Here is a 20,107-nt window from a genome sequence, read left to right as displayed (position 1 = left end):
AACCGTCGTCCGTCGCATCCGGCCTGCGCGGCCATTGGAGGGCCGCAGTGCCGGGGGTATCGTCGGGCCCTATGTCTGCAGCCCCGCCCGTGGTGCCCACGCCGCCACCCGATACCGCGCCGCCGCCCGGGTCGTTTTTTTCCGCCCTGACCGGGCGCAGCGTGCTCATCGCGCTGGTGCTGGCGGTGGTGGTGGCCGCAGCGCTCAACCCGCTGTTCCTGCCGCCCTTCCCGGTACTGCTGGGGCGCACGCTGTTCCTGTCGATGGCGCTGCTGCTGGCCTTCACCGCGGCGCGCCAATGGTCGCCGCGCTGGCTGCCGCGCTGGATGGCGCAGGTGCTGGCGGTGGTGATCGCCGCGCCGCTGGCCACGCTGCTGGTCTACCTGCTGTCGGTGGGTGGCAATGTGAGCGCGCTGCTGGCGCTGCCCGAGCGAGTCACGGGGATCGTGATCGTGTCCAGCGTGTCGCTGGTGCTGGGGCTGGTGCTGGCGCTTGGCGCGCTCTACCGTGAGCGCGATGCGCAGGCCCACCAGCAGGAGCTGCGTTTCGCGCTGGAGCGCGCCACGCTGGAGCGGCAGGCCCTGGACGCGCGGCTGTCGCTGCTGCAGGCGCAGATCGAGCCGCACTTCCTCTTCAACACCCTGGCCAATGTGCAGGCGCTGGTGGAAAGCGGCTCGCCGCGTGCCGCCGAGGTGCTCAAGAGCCTGATCGCCTACCTGCGCGCGGCCATGCCCAAGCTGCATGGCGACGCCCCCACGCTGGGCAGCGAAGAGGCGCTGGTGCGGGCCTACCTGGAGCTGATGTTCATGCGCATGCCGGACCGTCTGCAGTACCAGGTGGAGATCGACCCGGCCCTGCGCGCGTTGCGCTTTCCCGCGATGGCGCTGCTCACCCTGGTGGAAAACGCCGTGCGCCACGGGGTGGACCCGAGCGAGCAGGGCGGCCGCATCGAGGTGGGCGCGCGCAACGATGCAGCCGATGGCAGCGTGCATGTCTGGGTGGCCGACACCGGCGTGGGCATGGCCGAAGCCGCCACGCCGGGCACGGGCCTGACCAACCTGCGCCAGCGCATGCAGGCCTTCTTCGGGCCGGGCGCCCGGCTGGAACTGACCGAACAGACCCCGCACGGCGTGCGCGCCGAACTGATCTTCACCCCCGCACCATGAGCACTGCCCTGATCGCCGACGACGAACCGCTGCTGCGCGAGCGCCTGGCGGCCCACCTGACGCGCCTGTGGCCGGAGCTGGCCGTCGTGGCGCAGGCCCGCAACGGCCGCGAGGCGGTGGAGCTGTTCGACGAGCATGCGCCCGACGTGGTGTTCCTCGACGTTCACATGCCCGGCATGAACGGCATCGAGGCGGCCCGCTCCATCGCCCGCCGGGCCCAGGTGGTGTTCGTCACGGCCTTCGAACAATATGCCGTGCAGGCCTTCGACCACGGGGCCATCGACTATCTGGTCAAGCCCTTCGACGAGGCGCGCCTGGCCGACACGGTGCAGCGGCTGAAGCAGCGCCTCGGGGCCGGCGACCCGGCCGCACAGGCGCCGGTGGCGCTGGATGCCGTGCTCGAGCGCCTGAGCGCCGAACTCAAGCGCCACCAGGGCACCGGTGGCTGGCTGCAATGGATCAAGGCGTCGGTGGGCAACACCGTGCGCCTGATCCCGGTGGACCAGGTGGCCTACCTGCGCTCCGACGAGAAATACACCCTGGTGGTGTGGGAGGGCGGCGAGGCCCTGATCCGCAAGACCATCCGCGAACTGGCCGACGAGCTCAACCCCGATGTGTTCGTGCAGGTGCACCGCTCGGTGATCGTCAACCTGCGCCAGGTGCTGCAGGTCACCCGCGGGCCCAACGAAACGGCCGAGGTGCAGATGCAGGGCCGGCCCGAACTCCTGCCGGTCAGCCGCAGCTACCTGCACGTCTTCCGCCAGATGTAGGCCAAAGAAAAAGGCCGGCGGGAGCCGGCCTGAAGACGATCCCTGTGTGGGTTGTGCCCGGGATCGCGGGAGGTCTGTCGATCGCGCTTTCGGGACGCGACCATGCCACTCTAGGCGGGCCGGGCATGACCCGCCAGCGGCCTGCGACGGACGGCGGCCTGCACGGCATGAACTGCAGGCGGGCGGCCCGCCCGCATCGCGCCGCAGCGCCGCCCAGCGCATGCACGTGCGCACAAAGTCCTCAACTGGCAGGGGAAGCGGCCGATATTTGGCCCAGTGACCGCCGAAACGGCCACTCACAATTCCGTGACCATGCACTCCAAGAGGCAGCCCATGACGCTTTCGTCGCTCACCCATTTGTCCGTAGGCCGGCGCCTGGCCCTCGGCTTTGCCAGCCTCGTTGTGATGCTTGCCGCCGTGGCAGGCCTGAATACGCTCGAATTCCGCAACATGGGCGAGCGGGTGCGCCAGATCGTGGAGGTGAACAACCCCAAGAGCGACCTGGCCTGGCAGATGCTCAACCACATCAATGAGCTGGCGGTGCAGGCCCGGTCCATCACGCTGCTCACGGACGTGAAGGAGATCGACTCCGAGGTCAAGATGCTGAAGGCCGCCGAGGCCAACTATCTCAAGGCCGAGAAGGCCCTGGCTGCCAGCATCGAAGCGGCCGGCGCCACGGCCGAGGAGAAGAAGCTGATGGAGGAGCTGCAGGCCGCCGCCAAGAAGACCATGCCGCTGGTGCTGCGCGCCGCCAAGGAGGGCCAGGACGGCGCCAACATCGAAGCCACCATGACGCTGATGCTGCAGGTGCGGCCCAACGAGCAGGTGTGGCGCAAGAAGGTGGCCGAGCTGGTGGCCGTGGAAGAAGCGCTCAGCCACAAGAGCTATGAAGATGCCAAGGCCGGCCAGATGCGGGCGATGGTCATCGCCGGCGCCCTGGTGGTGGCTGCAGTGGTGGTGGGCGGCCTGGTGGGCTGGCGCATCACACGCAGCGTCAAGCTGCCGATTGACCGCGCCATCCGCATCGCCGAGCGCATCGCCGAAGGCGACCTGAGCTCCACCGTCGAGGTGACCTCGCGTGACGAGATCGGCCGCCTGCTGATGGCCATCGGCGCGATGCAGGACCGCCTGCGCGCCCTGGTCGGCGAGATCCGCCAGTCGGCCGAAAGCATCCAGATGGCCAGCGCCGAAGTGGCCACCGGCAACCAGGACCTGAGCCAGCGCACCGAGATGGCGGCCTCCAACCTGCAGCAGACCGCCAGCTCGATGGAGCAGCTCACCGGCACGGTCAAGCACAGCGCCGATGCAGCGTCGCAGGCCAATCAGCTCGCCAGCTCCGCATCCGCCGTCGCCTCGCGCGGCGGCCAGGTGGTGAGCCAGGTGGTCTCCACGATGACCGAGATCAACACCAGCTCCAAGAAGATCGCCGACATCATCGGCGTGATCGACGGCATTGCCTTCCAGACCAACATCCTCGCGCTGAACGCGGCGGTGGAAGCCGCCCGCGCCGGCGAGCAGGGCCGCGGTTTTGCGGTGGTGGCGGGCGAAGTGCGTTCGCTGGCCCAGCGCAGCGCCGAAGCCGCCAAGGAAATCAAGGCGCTGATCGGCACCAGCGTGGACAAGGTGGAGACCGGCTCGCGCCTGGTGCAGGACGCCGGCAGCACGATGAACGAGATCGTGGCCAGCGTGCAGCGTGTGACCGACATCATCGGCGAGATCACCGCCGCCTCCAGCGAACAGAGCAGCGGCATCGGGCAGGTGAACACCGCCGTGGCCCAGCTGGACCAGATGACACAGCAGAACGCGGCGCTGGTGGAAGAGTCGGCGGCGGCAGCGGAGAGCCTGAAGGAACAGGCCCAGAAGCTGGCCGGGATGGTGACCGCGTTCCGTCTGACGGCAGCCTGAACGGCTGCAGTCCCCGGCCCGCGGTCACCATTCCGGCGGGCCGGTGAATGTTCGCTCCCCCGGGCCCCCGCCGGGAGGGGGTTCCAGTCAGAAGTTGAAAAGCCGGCGTGAGCCGGCTTTTTTCGTTCAGAGCGGTTGGGTCCGCATTTCTAGCCAAGCCAGTGCGTCGCCGCTCACCAAGGGCGCCAAGCGTTCGCGGACGGTGGCGTGGTAGCGGTTGAGCCAGTCGATCTCATCCTGCCGCATCAGGCTGCGGTCTATGCAGCGGGTGTCGATCGGGCAGAGGGTGAGTGTCTCGAATTCCAGGAACTCGGCGAAGCGGTCGCCTTCGGGCGTGTCGGCCGGCACGTTGAGCACCAGGTTCTCGATGCGCACGCCCCATTGGCCGGGGCGGTACACGCCGGGTTCGATGGAGGTGATCATGCCCGGCTCCATCGCCATGTTGGCGTCGGGCAGGGCCTTGGAGATGCTCTGCGGGCCTTCGTGCACGTTGAGGAAGTAGCCCACGCCGTGGCCGGTGCCGTGGCCGAATTCCACGCCTTCGGCCCAGAGCGGCGCGCGTGCCAGCGCGTCCAGCATGGGGGACAGCGTGCCGCGCGGGAAGCGCGCGCGCGACAGCGCCATCGTGCCCTTGAGCACCAGGGTGAAGTCGCGTTTCTGTGCGTCACTCACCGTGCCGATCGGCCATACGCGGGTGATGTCGGTGGTGCCGCCCAGGTACTGGCCGCCGGAATCGATGAGCAGCAGGCCGTCGCCTTCGATCACGGCGTGTGAATCCGCCGTGGCGCGGTAGTGCGGCATCGCGCCGTTGGCGTTGAAGCCGGCGATGGTGGAAAAGCTCAAGCCCACGAAGCCCGGGCGCCTGGCGCGTGCGGCGGTGAGGCGCTCGTCGATGGTGAGTTCGGTGATGCGCTCCGTGCCCTGCGCCTGCTCGAACCAGGCGTAGAACTCGCACATCGCCGCGCCGTCCTGGGCCATGGCCTCGCGCACGAAGGCCGCTTCCTCGGCGGTCTTGCGGCTCTTGGCCAGGGTGCTGGGGTTGATCGCCTCGATCACCGCCACGCCGGTGGGCACATGCTCGCGCAAGCCGAAGGTCACGCGCTTGGGGTCCACCAGCAGGCGGCTGCCCACGGGCAGGGCCGCCAGGGCGCGTGGTGCCTCGGTGTAGTCCGCCACGCGCACGCCGTCGGCCTGCAGGGTGGCTCCCAGATCGCTGCCCACCTTGCCGGGCGCCAGGTAGAGCGTGCAGCCGCTCATGTCCAGCAGCGCATGAGCCAGGAACACCGGGTTGTAGTCCACGTCGCTGCCACGCAGGTTGAACAGCCACGCGATGTCGTCCACCGTGGAAATGAAGTGGTGGCTCGCGCCCGCGCGCGCCATCGCCTCGCGCACCTGCGCCAGCTTGGCGCTGCGCGGCAGGGGTGCATGCGGCGCACGGTGTTCGAACACCGGCGCGGTGGGCAGCGCGGGCCGGTCGGGCCAGATGTCGTCCAGCAGGTCGATGTCGGTGCGCAGCGTGATGCCAGCCTTGTCCATCGCGCTGCGCAGTTGCTGCGCGGCGGCCAGGCCGAGCACCTGGCCGTCCACCGCCAGCGTGCCGCGCGAGCCCAGTTGCTGCACGATCCAGTCGATGTGGTGGGTGGCCGCTGCGGTGGGAATCTTCACCAGCACCAGGCCGGTGCCGGCGAGCTCGCGTTCGGCCTGCTCCCAGTAGCGCATGTCGGCGAACAGCGCGCCGCCGTCGCGCGTGACGACCAGCGTGCCCATGGAGCCGGTGAACCCCGACAGCCACTCGCGGCCTTGCCAGCGTTCGGGCAGGTACTCGCTGAGATGCGGGTCGCTGGAGGGCACCAGCAGCGCATCGATGCCGCGCCGTTGCAGGGCTTCGCGCAGGCGGTCGAGGCGAAGGCGTTGGGGCGAGGTGCGGGTGTCCATGGTGTGGGGCTCGCGGTTGGGGCCGCGAGGCGCCGGGTGGGCGCCGCGGCCCGGTGGGCAGGGGGTAGGCGCCGATTCTAGGCGGGGGCGTCCTTCGGCTCTTGTGCGCTTTCGGCCACCACGCGGGCATGGCGCTCAAAGGTCCAGTACGACCAGGCCCAGTCGAACAGCACGATCAACCGGTTGCGGAAGCCGATCAGGAAGTACACGTGCGCGAAGAGCCAGAACAGCCAGGCGAAGTAGCCGCCCCACTTCACCTCGCCGATGGCCGGCACTTCCAGCTGCACCACCGCCGACTTGCGGCCGATGGTGGCGAGCGAGCCGTAGTCCAGGTAGCGGAAGGCTACAGCCGGCTCGCCGCGCAGGCGGCGCAGCAGGTTGCGCGCGGCCAGGCGGCCCATCTGCTTGGCCGCCGGGCTCACACCCGGCACCGGCTTGGGGTCGCTCTTGCCGTGGCTCTTGGCGGCCGCCAGGTCGCCGATCACGCTGATCTCGGGATGGCCGGGCACCGTGAGGTCGGCCTCCACCACCACCCGGCCGGCGCGGTCCAGCGTGGCACCGGCGGTTTCCGCGAGGGAGCGGCCCAGCGGCGAGGCGGCCACCCCGGCGCCCCACAGCACGGTGCGCGCTTCGATGCGCTGGTCGCCCTGCTCGGGATGGGCGGCATCGTGATAGGTCACGCCGTGGTGGTCGATGCCGGTGACGCGGCAGCCGGTGCGCACCTCCACGCCCAGCTTTTCGAGCTGGCGACGGGCGCTTTCCGAGAGCCTGGGATGAAAGGCCCCCAGCACCCGGTCCGAGCCCTCCACCAGCACCACGCGGGCGCGGCGCGAGTCGATGCGGCGGAATTCATCGGGCAGGGTGTGGCGCGCAATCTCCACCAGCGCACCGGCCAGCTCCACGCCGGTGGGGCCGCCGCCGATGACCACGAAGTTGAGCCACTGCTGCGCCTGGGCGGTATCGGCGCAGAGCTCGGCCCGCTCGAAGGCGCCGATGATGCGCGCGCGGATGTTGAAGGCGTCGGCCAGGGTCTTCAGGCCAGGCGCCACCGGCTGCCATTCGTCGTGGCCGAAGTAGCTGTGGGTGGCACCGGCGGCCACGATCAGGTGGTCATAGGGCAAGGCCTGGCCCTGGTCCAGCAGCAGCTCGCGCCGGGTGGCGTCGATGCGGGTCACCTCGGCCTGCAGCACGGTGAGGTTGCCGCGCCGCATCTCGCGCCGCAGGATGTGCCGGATCGGCCCGGACACCGCCGGTGCGCTGACGTTGGCGGTGGCCACCTGGTACAGCAGCGGCTGGAACAGGTGGTGGTTGGTGCGGTCGACGAGCGTGATGTCCACCGGTGCGCTGGAGAGCAGGCGCACTGCTTCCAGCCCGCCGAAGCCGCAGCCGATGAGCACGACACGGGGGCGGGTGGGGGCCGGGGAGGCGGAGGTGTGGTTGTTCATCGTGGTCCTGGTCGGTCAAGCCTTGGGGCAAACCCTAGGCCGATCCTACCGGGCCGCGGCGCTGTCAGGCCGGGCGGGGCTGCAAACGTCGCCGCACCTGCTGGATGTGGCCCTTGAGCGCATACAGCTCGTCGGCATAACTCAGCGGCAGCGTGATGCCCGCCACCCGGGCCTCGATCTCGTCCAGGCGCTCGTTGAGCTCCTGCGCCGGCGTGCGGCCTTCCTCCGCCTCGATCGCGCGCAGCTGGCCGTACCAGCGGAACACCCGCGAGCGGATGCGGAACTCCACCAGCGGCGGCACCACCCGCGACAGCGGGATCAGCAGGCCGACGATGGACAGCAGCACCACCCACATGCGGTCGATCAGGTTGGCCAGCCAGAACGGCAGGTAGCGCTGCAGCAGCGGCTCGCCATGGCTATAGACACGCTCGGCCTCGCGATGCAGCGCGCGTTCGTTGTCGCGCGCGTTCGGGAAGTCGCCCTTGCGTTGGAACCAACCGGCTTCGCCATGCACCTGCTGCGCCGCCTGCACGAACAGCTGCACCAGGGCCGGGTGCAGGCTCTCGCGCGCCACCAGCGTGGCGGTGGGTGCCACCAGGTGCACATCCTGGCGCGGCAGGTCGCCGGCCAGATCCACCACGCCGCGCGGCAGGTTCACGGGGGTGAGAAAGGGAAATCGGCGCGCATAGGCCTCGGCCTGGGCGAAGTCGAACAGCCGGATGCCGGGCGTCTGCAGCAGCATCTGCACCATCAGCGACTCCGGGGCGGAGGCGAACACCAGCGCGTCGATGCGGCCTTCGAGCAGGTCCACCACCGCGGGCGTCTGCGGCTGCTGCTGCAGGGTCAGCGTGGCGGGCTCGATGCGGTTGGCCTCGATCAGGCGCTGCATCAGGTTGGGCACGCCGCTGCCGGGTGCGCCGATGTTCACCCGCCAGCCCGGCAGCTGCGACAGGCTCCTGAGTTCCTGAGCCTTCAGCAGCCGCTGGGCGGATTCCTCCCGGTAGAACAGCCACACCGGCTCGTAGAACATGCTGCCGAGCGATCGCAGGTTCGCATCCGGGTTTTCGTCCGGCCCGCGGTCGCGGTCGGCGCCGCCTTGCACAAAGGCCAGGTCCACCTTGCCTTCGCGCAGCAGCTGCAGGTTCTCGGCCGCGCCCTGGGTGGCGCGCAGCTCCACCCGGATGTGGTGCTGTGCCAGCCGCGCCGCATAACGCTTGCCGAACTCGGCATAGGCGCCCTGGTCCACGCCGGTGGCCAGCACCACATGGCGCGGTGGCGACGGGTCCAGCACCAGGTAGGCCACCACCAGCAGCGCCAGCGCCAGCAGGGCGAAGGGCGCGGCCGTGCTGGCGAATTCGCGCACGGCGGTGAGCGAGAAGCTAATGTGGGGCAGGGAGGGCCGGGGCATGGGGCGCAACGATAACGTGATTGGTATCCTCGCCCGATGCGCCTGTTACTGGTAGAAGACGACCGCATGATCGGCAGCACGCTGCGCCAGGCGCTGCGGCTGGAAGGCTACGCGGTCGACTGGGTGTACGACGCACCGGCCGCGGCCGCGTCGCTGGCCAGCGAGCGCTTCGACCTGGTGCTGCTGGACCTGGGCCTGCCGCCGTCTCCTCAATACGGCAGCGGCCTGGACGTGCTGCGCGAGCTGCGCCAGCGCGGCGACACCACGCCGGTGATCGTGCTCACCGCGCGCGACGCGCTAGAGGACCGGGTGGCCGGCCTGGATGCCGGCGCCGACGACTATCTGGTCAAGCCCTTCGAGCTGGACGAGCTCAACGCCCGCATGCGCGCCGTGCTGCGCCGCCATGCCGGCCGCGCCGCACCCCGGCTGGAACACGAAGGCGTGGTGCTGGACCCGGCCACCCGCCAGGTCACCAAGGAGGGCGAGCCGGTGCTGCTGTCGGCGCGCGAGTTTGCCTTGCTGGAAGCGCTGATGCAGCGGCCCGGCGCCATCCTGTCGCGGGCCCAGCTGGAAGACCGGCTCTACGGCTGGGGCGAAGAGGTCGAGAGCAATGCGGTGTCGGTGTATGTGCACCAGCTGCGCCGCAAGCTGGGCGCGGACTTCATCCAGAACATGCGCGGCGTGGGCTACTTCCTCGGCAAGACGCCGAGGGCCTGTTAACGCTATTTGGAGCCTCACGTGACCCAGGAAACGGGTGCCATCAAGGCGCAAAGCACAGCCGTAGCACAGGCTACGGCGAGCATTTGCAACGCGGAGGGCGCCCGTTTCCTGGGATCACCCTTCGGGCTCGGGGCCCAAGGCGCGCATACCGTCGTTGCCGGCTCGTTGCGTGCATCTAGCACGCGGCCTCGCCAGCGCCTAGGTCTGCGCGCCTTGGACCCCGAGCGTGAGGCTCCAAATAGCGTTAACAGGCCCTAAGCATGAATTCCATCCGCACGCGCCTGCTGGTGTCGCTGGTGCTCACCTTGCTGCTGGCCGCGCTGGTGCTGGGCGGCATCACCTACCGCAATGCGCTTCAGGAGGCAGAAGGCCTGTTCGACTACCAGTTGCGCCAGATGGCCTTGTCCCTGCGCGACCAGGGCGAGATCGCGCCCGACCAGGCCAATGCCTTCGCCGACGCGGGGCTGGACTTCGTGGTGCAGATCTGGACGGTGGACGGGCGCGCCATCTATTCGACCCGCGCGCATGCCGCCTTGCCGGCCCGCGCGGTGCTGGGTTTTGCCGACGTGGCGGTGCAGGGCCAGACCTGGCGCACCTTCAGCGTGGCCGCGCGCGACCGGGTCATCCAGGTGGCCCAGCCGCGCCAGATCCGCGAGCGGCTGGCGGCCGGCGCGGCGCTGCGCAGCGTGTTGCCCTTGCTGCTGATGCTGCCGCTGCTGGCGGTGGTGATGAGCTGGCTGGTGGCCGTGACGCTGCGGCCCTTGCGGCAGGTGTCGCAGCAGGTCACCGAGCGTGGCGCCGAGGCCCTGAGCCCGCTGCCGGCCGAGGGCCTGCCCGACGAAGTGGCCCCACTGGTCGGCTCGCTGAATGCGCTGCTGCAGCGCCTGTCAGCTGCCTTCGATGCCCAGCGGGCCTTCGTGGCCGATGCCGCACATGAACTTCGCTCGCCGCTCACCGCGCTGAAGCTGCAGGTGCAGATGCTGCGGCGTGCGGCCGACCCGGCTGATCGGGCGGCCGCCACCGAGGCGCTGGCCCAAGGCGTGGAGCGCGCCAGCCGGCTGGTGGAGCAGCTGCTCACGCTCGCACGCAACGAACCCGGCGCGCGCCAGGCGCCGCTGCAGCCGGTGGACCTGGCCGAAGCCGTGCGCCAGGCGCTGGCCGATGCCGGCCCGCTGGCCGCGGAGCGGGGCACCACGCTGGCGCTGGAAGCGGCCGGCCCGGTGCAGGTGCAAGGCGATGCCATCGCGCTCGCGGCATTGGCACGCAACCTGGCGGACAACGCGGTGCGCTACGCGCCGCCCGGCGCCCGCGTGCTGGCGCAGGTGGCCAACGAGGGCGACGCGGCGGTGCTCACGGTGGACGACAGTGGCCCCGGCATCCCGAGCGCCGAGCGCGAGCGTGTGTTCGACCGCTTCTGGCGCCGCGAGGCCACGGCCGCGTCCACGGCAGGCACGGGGCTGGGCATGGCCATCGTCAAGAGCGTCGCCGAGCGCCATGGTGCGCAGGTGAGCCTCGGCGATTCGCCGCTCGGCGGCCTGCGGGTGACGGTGCGCTTCCCGCGCGCCGCTTGAGCCGCGGCTTAACTTTCGCTTCATCTTCGGCTAACGCTGGCCTCATGTGCCGGCCGCAGCATGGTGGCCAAGCGGATTCATCCGCGCTCACCCCAGGAGAGAACACACCATGGCCAACCATCGCCTCACCCCACTCGCTGCCGGGCTGCTCGGCGCGGGCATCGCCGTCGCCGGCAGTGCCGGCGCCCTCAGCTTGAACCCGAGCGACTGGTTCAAGAAGGACAAGGCCAGCGACACCACCGCCCCGCCTGCGCCGCCCACCCAGCTGGCGGCCAACACGCCGTCGCCGGTGGTGCCGGTAGCCCCCACCAATGCCAACGGCATCGCGCCGGTGGCCGCGCCCAACTTCCGCTCCATCGTCAAGCAGTACGGCCCCGCGGTGGTGGGCGTCACCGTCGAAGGCATGCACAAGGCCAGCGCCGAGGAGCAGGGCCTGCCGCCCGGCGCCGAGGACGACCCCTTCTTCCAGTTCTTCCGCGGCATTCCCGGCTTCGGCCAGCGTGGCCGCCGCGGTGGCAGCCCCGAAGTGCCGTTCCGCGGCCAGGGCTCCGGTTTCATCATCGACAACGCCGGCACCATCCTCACCAACGCCCACGTGGTGCGTGAAGCCAAGGAGGTGACCGTCAAGCTGCAGGACCGGCGCGAGTACCGCGCCAAGGTGCTGGGCCTGGACCCGGTGACCGACGTGGCGGTGCTGCGCATCGACGCCAAGGGCCTGCCGGCAGTGCGCCTGGGCGACCCGAAGCAGATCGAGGTGGGTGACCCTGTGCTGGCGATCGGCGCGCCCTACGGCCTGGAGCAGACGGCCACCCAGGGCATCGTCAGCGCCAAGGGCCGCTCGCTGCCGGGCGACAGCACGGTGGTGCCTTTCATCCAGACCGACGCCGCGGTGAACCCGGGCAACTCCGGCGGCCCGCTGTTCGACGGCGCCGGCAACGTGATCGGCATCAACGCGCAGATCTACTCGCAGACCGGCGGCTACCAGGGCCTGAGCTTCGCGATCCCGATCGACGTGGCGCTGAAGGTCAAGAACCAGATCGTCGCCACCGGCAAGGCCAGCCATGCGCGCCTCGGTGTGCAGATCCAGGACCTGAACCAGACGCTGGCCGAAAGCTTCGGCCTGCCGCGCCCGGACGGCGCGCTGGTGGCGCAGGTGGCGCCGGGCAGCGCCGCCGACAAGGCGGGCCTGAAGTCCGGTGACGTGATCACCGAGGTGAACGGCGAGCCGGTGGTGCGGGGTGGTGAGTTGTCCAGCCGGATCGGCCTGGCATCGCCCGGGGAGAAGGTGAAGCTGAAGGTCTGGCGCGACAAGGCGCAGCGGGAGGTCGAAGTCAAGCTGGGCTCGGCCGATGAGCGCAGCGAGCGTGCCGCGGCCGGCGATGACGAAGCGGACGGTGCACGCCTGGGCCTGGCCCTGCGCCCGCTGTCACCGGCCGAACGCTCGCGCGCCAAGCTGGAGCACGGCCTGGTGGTCGAAGACGTCGGCGGCCCGGCGGCGCGGGCCGGCGTGGCGCCCGGCGACGTGCTGCTCGCGGTGAACGGCAAGCCGGTGGATTCGGTCGACGAGGTGAAGGGCTTGCTCAAGAGCAAGCCCAAGAACGTGGCGCTGCTGATCGAGCGCGACGGCGAGCGGATCTTCGTGCCGGTGCGGCTGGGCTGAGTGGCCCGGAACCCTCAGGACACGCGCAGCTTCAACTGGACGGCGTACGCGCCGTCCACCCGCTTGCCCACCGACGGGATGTAGAGGAAGTTGATGCCCACGCGCTGCCACTCGAGCGACATCACCGGCACCAGGGTGGCGAAGTAGCCGCCGTGGCGCACCTTGGGGTAGCCGTTGATCACGCCCACGCTGGCACCGCCACGCACACGGAAATCGCTTGGCAGGGCGGTGTCCAGCGGCGTCCACGCCACCTGCGCATAGGTGCTGCCATGGCGCACCGAGTTGCGGTAGTGGCCTGCGTTGAACTGCACCTGCGGCGACCAGCGCCATTCGAGCCCCAGGCCATCGTTGCGCTGGTTGTAGCGGCTGGCGTGGGCGGTGTGGTGGGAGCGGAACCCGGTGGCCACCCACAGCTCGCGCTCGAAGCCGCTGACCGCGGGCGAGGCATCGGCTTGCGCGATCGCGGGGCCGGCCAGGCCGGCGGCAAGCGTGAGGGGCGCGAACCGCGCGAGGGACCAGAGGTGCATACAGCCCCCTCCCGATAACCGAAGGACCATGGGCGCCCGGCGTGGCGCCGGACGAGATGATGTGTCTATCGGTTACGGCGGCGGGCGCCTTGAGCGCTGGCCTCGTGCTGCGGCGATCGGCCGCGCACTCGGTCACGCACCTGGCCGGGAACGCGGCTGCGATGGTCTCCGGCGCGAGTGCCCGGCGCGCGGGTCAGCTGCGCGCGGCGAGCGGCAGCGGAACGGGCGGCTGCACCGGCATGTGCTGCTCCACCGCGTCCAGCACCTGCTCGGGCTCGTCCGCTTCGGCGTCGCTCTCGTTGTTGAGCTGGCGCTGCAGGCGTTCGGTGTCCAGGTCGCCGGTCCACCGGGCCACCACCAGCGTGGCCACGCCGTTGCCGATCAGGTTGGTGAGGGCGCGTGCTTCGCTCATGAAGCGGTCGATGCCCAGGATCAGCGCCAGCCCGGCCACCGGCACGCCGCCCACCGCCGACAGCGTGGCCGCCAGCACGATGAAGCCGCTGCCGGTGACACCGGCGGCGCCCTTGGAGGTGAGCAGCAGCACCGCCAGCAGCGTGAGCTGCTGCGTCAGCGTCATCGGCGTGTTGGTGGCCTGGGCGATGAACACCGCGGCCATGGTGAGGTAGATGGAGGTGCCGTCCAGGTTGAAGGAGTAGCCGGTGGGAATGACCAGCCCCACCACCGACTTGCGAGCGCCCAGGTTCTCCATCTTTGCCATCATGCGCGGCAGCACCGATTCGGAGGACGAGGTGCCCAGCACGATCAGCAGTTCTTCCTTGATGTACTTGATGAACTTCCAGATCGAGAAGCCGTGCACCCGCGCCACCAGCCCGAGGATCAGGAAGATGAAGATCAGGCAGGTGGCGTAGAAGGTGCCCATCAGCTTGCCCAGCGACAGCAGCGAGCCGACGCCGTACTTGCCGATGGTGAAGGCCATCGCGCCGAAGGCACCGATGGGCGCCACCTTCATGATGATGCCGACGATGGCGAAGAGCACGTGCGAGATCTTCTCGATCACGTCGAACACCAGCGTGCCGCGCCCGCCGAAGCGATGCAGCGCAAAGCCGAACAGCACCGAGAACAGCAGCACCTGCAGGATCTCGCCCTTGGCGAAGGCATCCACCACCGTCGACGGGATCACATTGAGCAGGAAGTCGGTGGTGGTCTGCATCTTGCCCGGCCCGGTGTAGGCGGCCACGCTCTTGGTGTCCAGCGAATGCGGGTCCACGTTCATGCCCACGCCCGGCTGCACCAGGTTCACGATCAGCAGGCCCACCACCAGCGCGATGGTGCTGAAGATCTCGAAGTACAGCAGCGCCAGGCCGCCGGTCTTGCCGACCTTCTTCATGTCTTCCATGCCGGCGATGCCGACCACCACGGTGCAGAAGATGATGGGCGCGATCATCATCTTGATGAGCTTGATGAAGGCGTCTCCCAGCGGCTTCATGGCCTCGCCGGTGGCGGGCCAGAACTGGCCCACCAGCACGCCGATCGCGATGGCGATGATGACCTGCAGGTACAGCGACTGGTACAAGGGCTTGCGTGGCATGGCGTCTCCTGTGGCGAGAGGACGCGAAGTGTGATCTTCTGCCGGCCGGCGCGCATACGTAGCATCCGCAACCGGCGTGAGGGCTCACCGCAGGCACGCCACGGCCGGCTGCCTACCCGGGCTTGCTGTCCATCGGAACGATGGAGATGCCGCCCGCCGGCTCGAGCACCGCGTACTTGATCTGCGCCATGTTCTCCAGGCCCTGTTTCTCGCGCGCGCTCTGCAGGATGTCGTCCACCGTCACGTGGGTGCTGTCCAGGCTGTCGCGCAGCAGCTTGCCGTGGGCCACCACGATCACCGGGGTGCCTTCGACGAGCTTCTCCACCCGGGGCACGCGCTTTTTGGCGTAGGCCAGCGCCAGGTCGATGAGCACCAGCGTGAGGATGGCCGTCATGCCGTTGACCACGGAGAAGTCGTCGCCGATCAAGGCGTTCTGCGTGGCCTCGCTGACGATGAGCAGCAGGACGAGATCGAAGTTCGACAGCTCGCTCAGGGTGCGCTGGCCCGCGATGCGGAACAGCACCAGCAGGAAGAAGTAGATCGCGGCGGATCGAAGCACGGTGTCCATGGGGGGGCTCCCGTCAGGGGTAGACGAACTGGCTGAACTCCAGCGCAGGGCCGTTGTCCGCGCGCCAGCGTGCCTGCAGGCGGCCGGGGTGCGTGGCCTTGACCTGCAACTGCACCTGCAGCGGCACGCCCGGCGTGGCATGGAACACCAGCAGGGTGGCCTGGGCTTGCGCCTGCACCTGCGCCGGTTGCGGCACCACCTGCTCGATGCTCACCTGCTGCAGGTAGGGCGTGTCCAGTTGCAGCACGACACGGCTGGCAACCGGCATCACGCTGAGATGCAGCTCCTGCATCGCGTCGCGGCGGGCGAAGCGGGGATGGTCGAGCACCACACCCGGCTGGCCTGACAGGTGCGCCCGCGCGAGCGGGCCGTCGCCCAGCAACCCGAGCGCGATCGCCAGCAGCAGCGCGTACAGCAGCGGCCGGGCAATGCGCTGCAGGCGCCCTTCGCGTTGCTGCTGGCGCAGGTTGTCGTCCAGCTCCAGCCCGGGGTGGTGGTGATGGCGGACCATGGTGTCAGTGGGCTCGGGAGGGGGTGGTGCGTGTCATCGGTTCCCGCGCAGCGGCTTCCTGCGCGCCGGAGAGGACGACGGTGCGGGTGGGGAACGCGAAGTTCACGCCCATGCGGCCGAGCTCGCGCATCAGCGCCAGGTTGATCAGCTGCTGCTCGTCCATGTAGAGCGTGTAGTCCGGCTCGGTGACGAAGTAGACGACCTCGAAGTCCAGCGAGCTCTCGCCGAAGCCCTTGAAGTGGGAGCGGTCGAACTTCAGCTTGGGGCGCTGTTCGATGATGCGCTTGACCACGCCGGCAATGCGCTCGGCCTGGTCCGGCGTGGTGTCGTAGGTGACGCCGAAGCCGAACTGCACCCGGCGCTGCGCCTGGCGCTTGAAGTTGCTGAGGGTCTGCTTGAGCAGGTCGGTGTTGGACACCACCACCTGCTCGCCGCTCAGGCTGCGGATGCGCGTGCTCTTCAGGCCCACGTGCTCCACCGTGCCCGACACGCTGCCGAAGGCGATGAAGTCGCCCACCTCGAAGGGCTTGTCGATCGCGATGGACAGCGATGCGAACAGGTCGCCCAGCACGTTCTGCACCGCCAGCGCCACCGCGATGCCGCCCACGCCGAGGCTGGCCACGAAGGCGGTGATGTCCACGCCCAGGTTCGACAGGATGCCCAGCATCACCATGGACCACAGCGCGGTGTGCAGGCCCCAGGACATCAGGGTGGCGCTGGCGCTGGCGTGCGCGCCGCTGGCGGGAGCGTGGCGCTGCAGGTAGCGATCCAGCCCGATGCGGATGGCACGCCCGCCCCACAGCGCCAGCTGCAGCGCCACCGCCACGAACCAGAGCTGGCTCACCCGCGTGGCCCAGCGGTCCGGCAGGTCCAGCAGGTTCACGCCGATCAGCAGTGCGGCCACCGCGATGAGAACGCGGTTGGTGCCGCTGAGCACCTGCACCGCTGCGTCGTCGAGCGTGGTGCGGCTGCGCGTGGCCATGCGCTGCAGCCGCTGCAGGGCGAAGCCCAGGGCCCAGGTGGCCACCAGGTAGGCCAGCAGCGCCGCGCTCAGCGCCAGCAGCCAGTGGGTAATGTCGGTGCCCAGGAAGAGGGTGCTGTCACCCCAGTGCTTGATGTCGGCTGTGTTCATGCCGCACAGTCAGCAAGTGCCGCGCCTTGGTGCTGCCCATGCCGCGGGTATGCCGTTTGCTCGGTGAGGGCGCCCTCCCTATGATCGGGCGCCCCTTCTCATCCGGAATCGAGCCATGAAGACAGTACACCTTCTCATCGGAATCGCCCTGGCCGCGGGCACGGCGATGGCGCAGGCGGCCAGTGCCGCGGCCTCCGCGGCCAGCGCGGCCTCCTCGGTGGCCACCAAGACCGAAAAGGCCGTGAAGCACGGCGTCAAGAAGGGGGCCAATGCGGTGGAACACGGCGCCCATGTGGCGGGCAGCGCGGTGCAGCGCACGGCCAAGAAGATCGGCCTGCCAGTGGCGCCGGCGTCCTCGCCGGCCAGCGAGGCGAAGTAGCGCGCCGGTAGCGGCCGCGCGGCTCTAGAGGTCGGTGCGCAGCTTCCAGATTTCGGGGAACAGCACCACGTCCAGCATCTTGCGCAGGTAGCCCACGCCGGAGGTGCCGCCGGTGCCGCGCTTGAAGCCGATCACCCGCTCCACCGTGGTCACGTGGCGGAAGCGCCAGAGCCGGAAGGCGTCTTCCAGGTCGGTGAGTTCCTCGCCCAGCTGGTACAGGTCCCAGTGGTGCTCGGGGTCGCGGTACACCTGCAGCCAGGCCTGCTCCACCTCGGCGCTTTCCGCATAGGGCTGGGTCCAGTCGCGCTCCACATGGCTGGCCGGCACGGGCAAGCCGCGGCGCGCCAGCAGGCGCAGGGATTCGTCATACAGCGACGGTGAGTCGTAGGCCGCTTGCACATCGGCCAGGCGCTCCGGCTTGTGCGAATGCGGCTTCAGCATGGCCGCATTCTTGTTGCCCAGCAGGAACTCCACGCAGCGGTACTGCCAGCTCTGGAAGCCGCTGCTGTTGGAGAGGTAGGGCCGGATGGCGGAGTACTCCGGCGGCGTCATGGTGGCCAGCACGTCCCACGCATGCACCAGCTGTTCCATGATGCGGCTCACGCGCGCCAGCATCTTGAAGGCACTGCCGAGCTTGTCGTCGGCCACGCACTGGATGGCAGCACGCAGCTCGTGCAGCATCAGCTTCATCCACAGCTCGCTGGTCTGGTGCTGGATGATGAAGAGCATTTCGTTGTGCTCGGGCGAGCGCGGATGCTGGGCGCTGAGCACCTGGTCCAGGTGCAGGTAGTCGCCGTAGCTCATGTCCTTGGAGAAGTCGAGCTGCGCTTTTTCAGCGCGCACGATCGCCTCGCCCTTGCCGCCGCCCATGGGGCAGCCTTCGTTCTGTGCGCTCATGTCACTGCCGCCCGTTGGTTGAAGCGCGCCTCGCGCCATTCGCCGCTCGCCAGCACCTGGCGAAGTTGTTCCACCGCGTCCCACACGTCCACGAAGCGGGTGTAGAGCGGCGTGAAGCCGAAGCGCAGGATGTCAGGCGCGCGGAAGTCACCGATCACGTTGCGTGCGATCAGCGCCTGCATGATGGGGTAGCCGGCGCTGGGATGCGAGAGGCACACCTGGCTGCCGCGCCGGGCATCGTCGGCGGGTGAGGCGAGGGTGAGGCCGTGGCCATCGCAGCGCTCGGCCGCGAGCGCCATGAACAGGCGTGTGAGGGCGATGGACTTGCGGCGAAGCGCCTGCATGTCGCCGGCGGCGAGCACCGTGTCCACGCCGCACTCGAGCGCGGCCATGGCGATGACGGCCGGTGTGCCGCAGAGGTAGCGCGCGATGCCGGGCGCCGGCCGGTACTGCGGCGTGAACTCGAAGGGCGCGGCGTGGCCCATCCAGCCCGACAGCGGCTGCCAGAAGCGTTCCGCATGGCGCGGGTGCGACCACACGAAGGCCGGTGCACCCGGGCCGCCGTTGAGGTACTTGTAGCCGCAGCCCACCGCGAAGTCGGCCTCGGCGGCATGCAGGTCCACCGGCACCGCGCCGGCAGAGTGCGCCAGGTCCCACAGCGCGAGCGTGCCGGCCTCATGCGCGTGCCGCGTGACGGAAGCCATGTCGTGCATGCGGCCGGTGCGGTAGTTCACGTGGGTGAGCATGAGCACCGCCACGTTGCGTTCGGCCAGCAGCGGCTCGATCTGTTCCGGGTCGTCACACAGCACCAGCTCGAAGCCGCGTTCGCGCGCCAGGCCTTCGGCGATGTAGAGGTCGGTGGGGAAGTTGTGGCGCTCCGACAGGATCACGCGCCGCGTGGGGCTGTCGGCCTGCGAGATGGCGAGGGCGGCACTCAGCACCTTGAAGAGGTTGACGCTGGTGGAGTCGGCCACCACCAGCTCGCCCGGGCCGGCGCCCACCAAGGTGGCGATCTTGTCGCCCACGCGCTGCGGCAGGGTGATCCAGCCGGCGGTGTTCCAGCTGCGGATGAGGTCGTGGCCCCACTCCTGCTGCACCACCTGCTGCACGCGGGCCGCGGTGGCTTTGGGCAGCACGCCAAGTGAATTGCCGTCCAGGTAGATCAGCCCCGGCGGCAGCTCGAACTGGTCACGCAGGTGGCGCAGCGGGTCGTCGGCATCGAGTGCGATGCAATCCGCACGGCCGGTGGTCATGGTGTGTCCTTCAGAGTTCGCGCAGCACGGCGCGCACCGGGCTGGCATCGGCGGTCATCAGCTTGAGCGGCAGGGCGATCAGCTCGTAGTCGCCCTCGGGCACTTCGTCCAGCACCAGGTTCTCCAGCACGCGCAGGCCACGCTCGCGGATCACCTGGTGGCTGTCCAGCGTCTTGCTCTCGGCCGGGTCGATGCTGGCGGTGTCGATGCCGACCAGCCGCACGCCCAGGTCGGCCAGGCGGCGGATGGTGTCGGGTGCATAGGCGGGCAGGGCCGGGTCCCAGCGGTCCACCGGCGCTTGCCGGTACGTGCGCACCAGCACGCGCGGCGGCAGTGCCTGTACCGCATGTTCGATGTGATGCCATTGCACCAGCGCGCCGCAATCGATCGCATGGATGACACGGCAGGGCCCCAGATAGGGCTGCAGGTCCAGCGCGCCTGCCGTCTGGCCCTGCGGGTCGTAGTGCAGGGGCGCGTCGGCATGCGCACCCACATGCGGCGACAGGGTCAAGGTGCTCACATTCACCGGGCAGCCGGGGCCCAGCGTAGCGGCCCATTGCTGCTGGTAGGGCGTGTCGCCGGGGAACACCGGCGAGCCCGCCTGCACGGGCGGCGAGATGTCCCAAAGGCGCTTCATCGAGGGATCATATGCCGCCATCCCAGCCCGCCCCAAAATAGTTGACAACTAAAGTATATCGGCCTAGATTGCCC

Annotated in this window: 18 protein-coding genes; 7 read left to right on the top strand and 11 right to left on the bottom strand. The window is 69.5% G+C overall.

The window, feature by feature from the left end; translation table 11 throughout:
• Window positions 1–71: 71 nt before the first annotated feature.
• From VPH43_RS05240 to VPH43_RS05230, 3 genes are all read left to right on the top strand, one after another.
• A complete protein-coding gene (locus tag VPH43_RS05240; RefSeq protein ID WP_328576599.1) occupies window positions 72–1,166 on the top strand; it encodes a sensor histidine kinase in 1,095 nt (364 codons plus the stop codon).
• Entirely contained in the window at window positions 1,163–1,936 is a 774-nt protein-coding gene (locus tag VPH43_RS05235; RefSeq protein ID WP_328576598.1) for a LytR/AlgR family response regulator transcription factor, read from the top strand. The genes VPH43_RS05240 and VPH43_RS05235 overlap by 4 nt, the downstream gene beginning before the upstream one ends.
• Window positions 1,937–2,269: 333 nt before the next feature.
• Complete coding sequence (locus tag VPH43_RS05230; protein WP_328576597.1) at window positions 2,270–3,841, top strand: methyl-accepting chemotaxis protein; 1,572 nt, start codon at window positions 2,270–2,272, stop codon at window positions 3,839–3,841.
• Between the two features lie 126 nt (window positions 3,842–3,967).
• Here VPH43_RS05230 and VPH43_RS05225 read toward each other — a convergent pair whose 3' ends face one another.
• From VPH43_RS05225 to VPH43_RS05215, 3 genes are all read right to left on the bottom strand, one after another.
• The gene (locus VPH43_RS05225; RefSeq protein ID WP_328576596.1) at window positions 3,968–5,776 is read right to left on the bottom strand and encodes an aminopeptidase P family protein; all 1,809 of its coding nucleotides are present in this window, start codon (window positions 5,774–5,776) and stop codon (window positions 3,968–3,970) included.
• 77 nt (window positions 5,777–5,853) lie between these two features.
• Window positions 5,854–7,221, bottom strand: coding sequence for an NAD(P)/FAD-dependent oxidoreductase (locus tag VPH43_RS05220; RefSeq protein ID WP_328576595.1), 1,368 nt, complete (start codon window positions 7,219–7,221; stop codon window positions 5,854–5,856).
• Window positions 7,222–7,285: 64 nt separating this feature from the next.
• Window positions 7,286–8,629 (bottom strand): TAXI family TRAP transporter solute-binding subunit, encoded by a 1,344-nt coding sequence (locus VPH43_RS05215; protein WP_328576594.1) that lies wholly within the window; start codon window positions 8,627–8,629, stop codon window positions 7,286–7,288.
• Window positions 8,630–8,665: 36 nt separating this feature from the next.
• Here VPH43_RS05215 and VPH43_RS05210 point away from each other — a divergent pair, with 36 nt between their 5' ends.
• From VPH43_RS05210 to VPH43_RS05200, 3 genes are all read left to right on the top strand, one after another.
• A complete protein-coding gene (locus VPH43_RS05210) occupies window positions 8,666–9,349 on the top strand; it encodes a response regulator transcription factor (protein ID WP_328576593.1) in 684 nt (227 codons plus the stop codon).
• A 260-nt stretch (window positions 9,350–9,609) separates the two neighbouring features.
• On the top strand, window positions 9,610–10,920 hold the full coding sequence (locus tag VPH43_RS05205; protein ID WP_328576592.1) for an ATP-binding protein: 1,311 nt from the start codon (window positions 9,610–9,612) through the stop codon (window positions 10,918–10,920).
• Window positions 10,921–11,029: 109 nt separating this feature from the next.
• A complete protein-coding gene (locus VPH43_RS05200; protein WP_328576591.1) occupies window positions 11,030–12,580 on the top strand; it encodes a Do family serine endopeptidase in 1,551 nt (516 codons plus the stop codon).
• 14 nt (window positions 12,581–12,594) lie between these two features.
• Here the strand turns inward: VPH43_RS05200 and VPH43_RS05195 are convergent, their stop codons facing one another.
• The 5 genes from VPH43_RS05195 to VPH43_RS05175 all read right to left on the bottom strand — a co-directional run bounded on the left by VPH43_RS05195 (window position 12,595) and on the right by VPH43_RS05175 (window position 16,867).
• On the bottom strand, window positions 12,595–13,107 hold the full coding sequence (locus VPH43_RS05195) for a hypothetical protein (RefSeq protein WP_328576590.1): 513 nt from the start codon (window positions 13,105–13,107) through the stop codon (window positions 12,595–12,597).
• Between the two features lie 193 nt (window positions 13,108–13,300).
• A complete protein-coding gene (locus VPH43_RS05190) occupies window positions 13,301–14,656 on the bottom strand; it encodes a dicarboxylate/amino acid:cation symporter (RefSeq protein WP_328576589.1) in 1,356 nt (451 codons plus the stop codon).
• Between the two features lie 112 nt (window positions 14,657–14,768).
• Window positions 14,769–15,224, bottom strand: coding sequence for a DUF421 domain-containing protein (locus VPH43_RS05185; RefSeq protein ID WP_328576588.1), 456 nt, complete (start codon window positions 15,222–15,224; stop codon window positions 14,769–14,771).
• Window positions 15,225–15,237: 13 nt separating this feature from the next.
• On the bottom strand, window positions 15,238–15,735 hold the full coding sequence (locus VPH43_RS05180; RefSeq protein ID WP_328576587.1) for a hypothetical protein: 498 nt from the start codon (window positions 15,733–15,735) through the stop codon (window positions 15,238–15,240).
• A 4-nt stretch (window positions 15,736–15,739) separates the two neighbouring features.
• On the bottom strand, window positions 15,740–16,867 hold the full coding sequence (locus tag VPH43_RS05175) for a mechanosensitive ion channel family protein (protein ID WP_328576586.1): 1,128 nt from the start codon (window positions 16,865–16,867) through the stop codon (window positions 15,740–15,742).
• A 115-nt stretch (window positions 16,868–16,982) separates the two neighbouring features.
• Between VPH43_RS05175 and VPH43_RS05170 the strand changes: the two genes are divergently transcribed.
• Window positions 16,983–17,246 carry a hypothetical protein gene (locus VPH43_RS05170; RefSeq protein WP_328576585.1) on the top strand — a complete coding sequence of 88 codons (264 nt, stop codon included), beginning with the start codon at window positions 16,983–16,985 and terminating at the stop codon, window positions 17,244–17,246.
• A gap of 24 nt (window positions 17,247–17,270) precedes the next feature.
• Here VPH43_RS05170 and kynA read toward each other — a convergent pair whose 3' ends face one another.
• From kynA to kynB, 3 genes are read right to left on the bottom strand one after another with little or no spacing between them, the layout of a single operon-like run.
• On the bottom strand, window positions 17,271–18,143 hold the full coding sequence (kynA, locus tag VPH43_RS05165; RefSeq protein WP_442909208.1) for a tryptophan 2,3-dioxygenase: 873 nt from the start codon (window positions 18,141–18,143) through the stop codon (window positions 17,271–17,273).
• Window positions 18,140–19,396 (bottom strand): kynureninase, encoded by a 1,257-nt coding sequence (gene kynU, locus VPH43_RS05160; protein ID WP_328576584.1) that lies wholly within the window; start codon window positions 19,394–19,396, stop codon window positions 18,140–18,142. Before kynU ends, kynA begins: the two co-directional genes overlap by 4 nt.
• A gap of 10 nt (window positions 19,397–19,406) precedes the next feature.
• Window positions 19,407–20,033 (bottom strand): arylformamidase, encoded by a 627-nt coding sequence (gene kynB, locus VPH43_RS05155; protein WP_328576583.1) that lies wholly within the window; start codon window positions 20,031–20,033, stop codon window positions 19,407–19,409.
• Between the last annotated feature and the right edge of the window lie 74 nt (window positions 20,034–20,107).

Origin of the sequence: Ideonella sp. BN130291 (assembly GCF_036231905.1) — a bacterium.
In the GTDB taxonomy this organism is placed as follows: Bacteria; Pseudomonadota; Gammaproteobacteria; order Burkholderiales; family Burkholderiaceae_C; genus CAMLIZ01.
The sequence above is the reverse complement of the archived record's forward strand: the minus strand, read 5'-3'. Positions and strand labels throughout refer to the sequence as shown.

Coding starts and splice junctions, on each gene's coding strand:
- VPH43_RS05240 (WP_328576599.1), top strand. CDS start 72: ATGTCTGCAGCCCCGCCCGTGGTGCCCACGCCGCCACCCGATACCGCG.
- VPH43_RS05235 (WP_328576598.1), top strand. CDS start 1,163: ATGAGCACTGCCCTGATCGCCGACGACGAACCGCTGCTGCGCGAGCGC.
- VPH43_RS05230 (WP_328576597.1), top strand. CDS start 2,270: ATGACGCTTTCGTCGCTCACCCATTTGTCCGTAGGCCGGCGCCTGGCC.
- VPH43_RS05225 (WP_328576596.1), bottom strand. CDS start 5,776: ATGGACACCCGCACCTCGCCCCAACGCCTTCGCCTCGACCGCCTGCGC.
- VPH43_RS05220 (WP_328576595.1), bottom strand. CDS start 7,221: ATGAACAACCACACCTCCGCCTCCCCGGCCCCCACCCGCCCCCGTGTC.
- VPH43_RS05215 (WP_328576594.1), bottom strand. CDS start 8,629: ATGCCCCGGCCCTCCCTGCCCCACATTAGCTTCTCGCTCACCGCCGTG.
- VPH43_RS05210 (WP_328576593.1), top strand. CDS start 8,666: ATGCGCCTGTTACTGGTAGAAGACGACCGCATGATCGGCAGCACGCTG.
- VPH43_RS05205 (WP_328576592.1), top strand. CDS start 9,610: ATGAATTCCATCCGCACGCGCCTGCTGGTGTCGCTGGTGCTCACCTTG.
- VPH43_RS05200 (WP_328576591.1), top strand. CDS start 11,030: ATGGCCAACCATCGCCTCACCCCACTCGCTGCCGGGCTGCTCGGCGCG.
- VPH43_RS05195 (WP_328576590.1), bottom strand. CDS start 13,107: ATGCACCTCTGGTCCCTCGCGCGGTTCGCGCCCCTCACGCTTGCCGCC.
- VPH43_RS05190 (WP_328576589.1), bottom strand. CDS start 14,656: ATGCCACGCAAGCCCTTGTACCAGTCGCTGTACCTGCAGGTCATCATC.
- VPH43_RS05185 (WP_328576588.1), bottom strand. CDS start 15,224: ATGGACACCGTGCTTCGATCCGCCGCGATCTACTTCTTCCTGCTGGTG.
- VPH43_RS05180 (WP_328576587.1), bottom strand. CDS start 15,735: ATGGTCCGCCATCACCACCACCCCGGGCTGGAGCTGGACGACAACCTG.
- VPH43_RS05175 (WP_328576586.1), bottom strand. CDS start 16,867: ATGAACACAGCCGACATCAAGCACTGGGGTGACAGCACCCTCTTCCTG.
- VPH43_RS05170 (WP_328576585.1), top strand. CDS start 16,983: ATGAAGACAGTACACCTTCTCATCGGAATCGCCCTGGCCGCGGGCACG.
- kynA (WP_442909208.1), bottom strand. CDS start 18,143: ATGAGCGCACAGAACGAAGGCTGCCCCATGGGCGGCGGCAAGGGCGAG.
- kynU (WP_328576584.1), bottom strand. CDS start 19,396: ATGACCACCGGCCGTGCGGATTGCATCGCACTCGATGCCGACGACCCG.
- kynB (WP_328576583.1), bottom strand. CDS start 20,033: ATGAAGCGCCTTTGGGACATCTCGCCGCCCGTGCAGGCGGGCTCGCCG.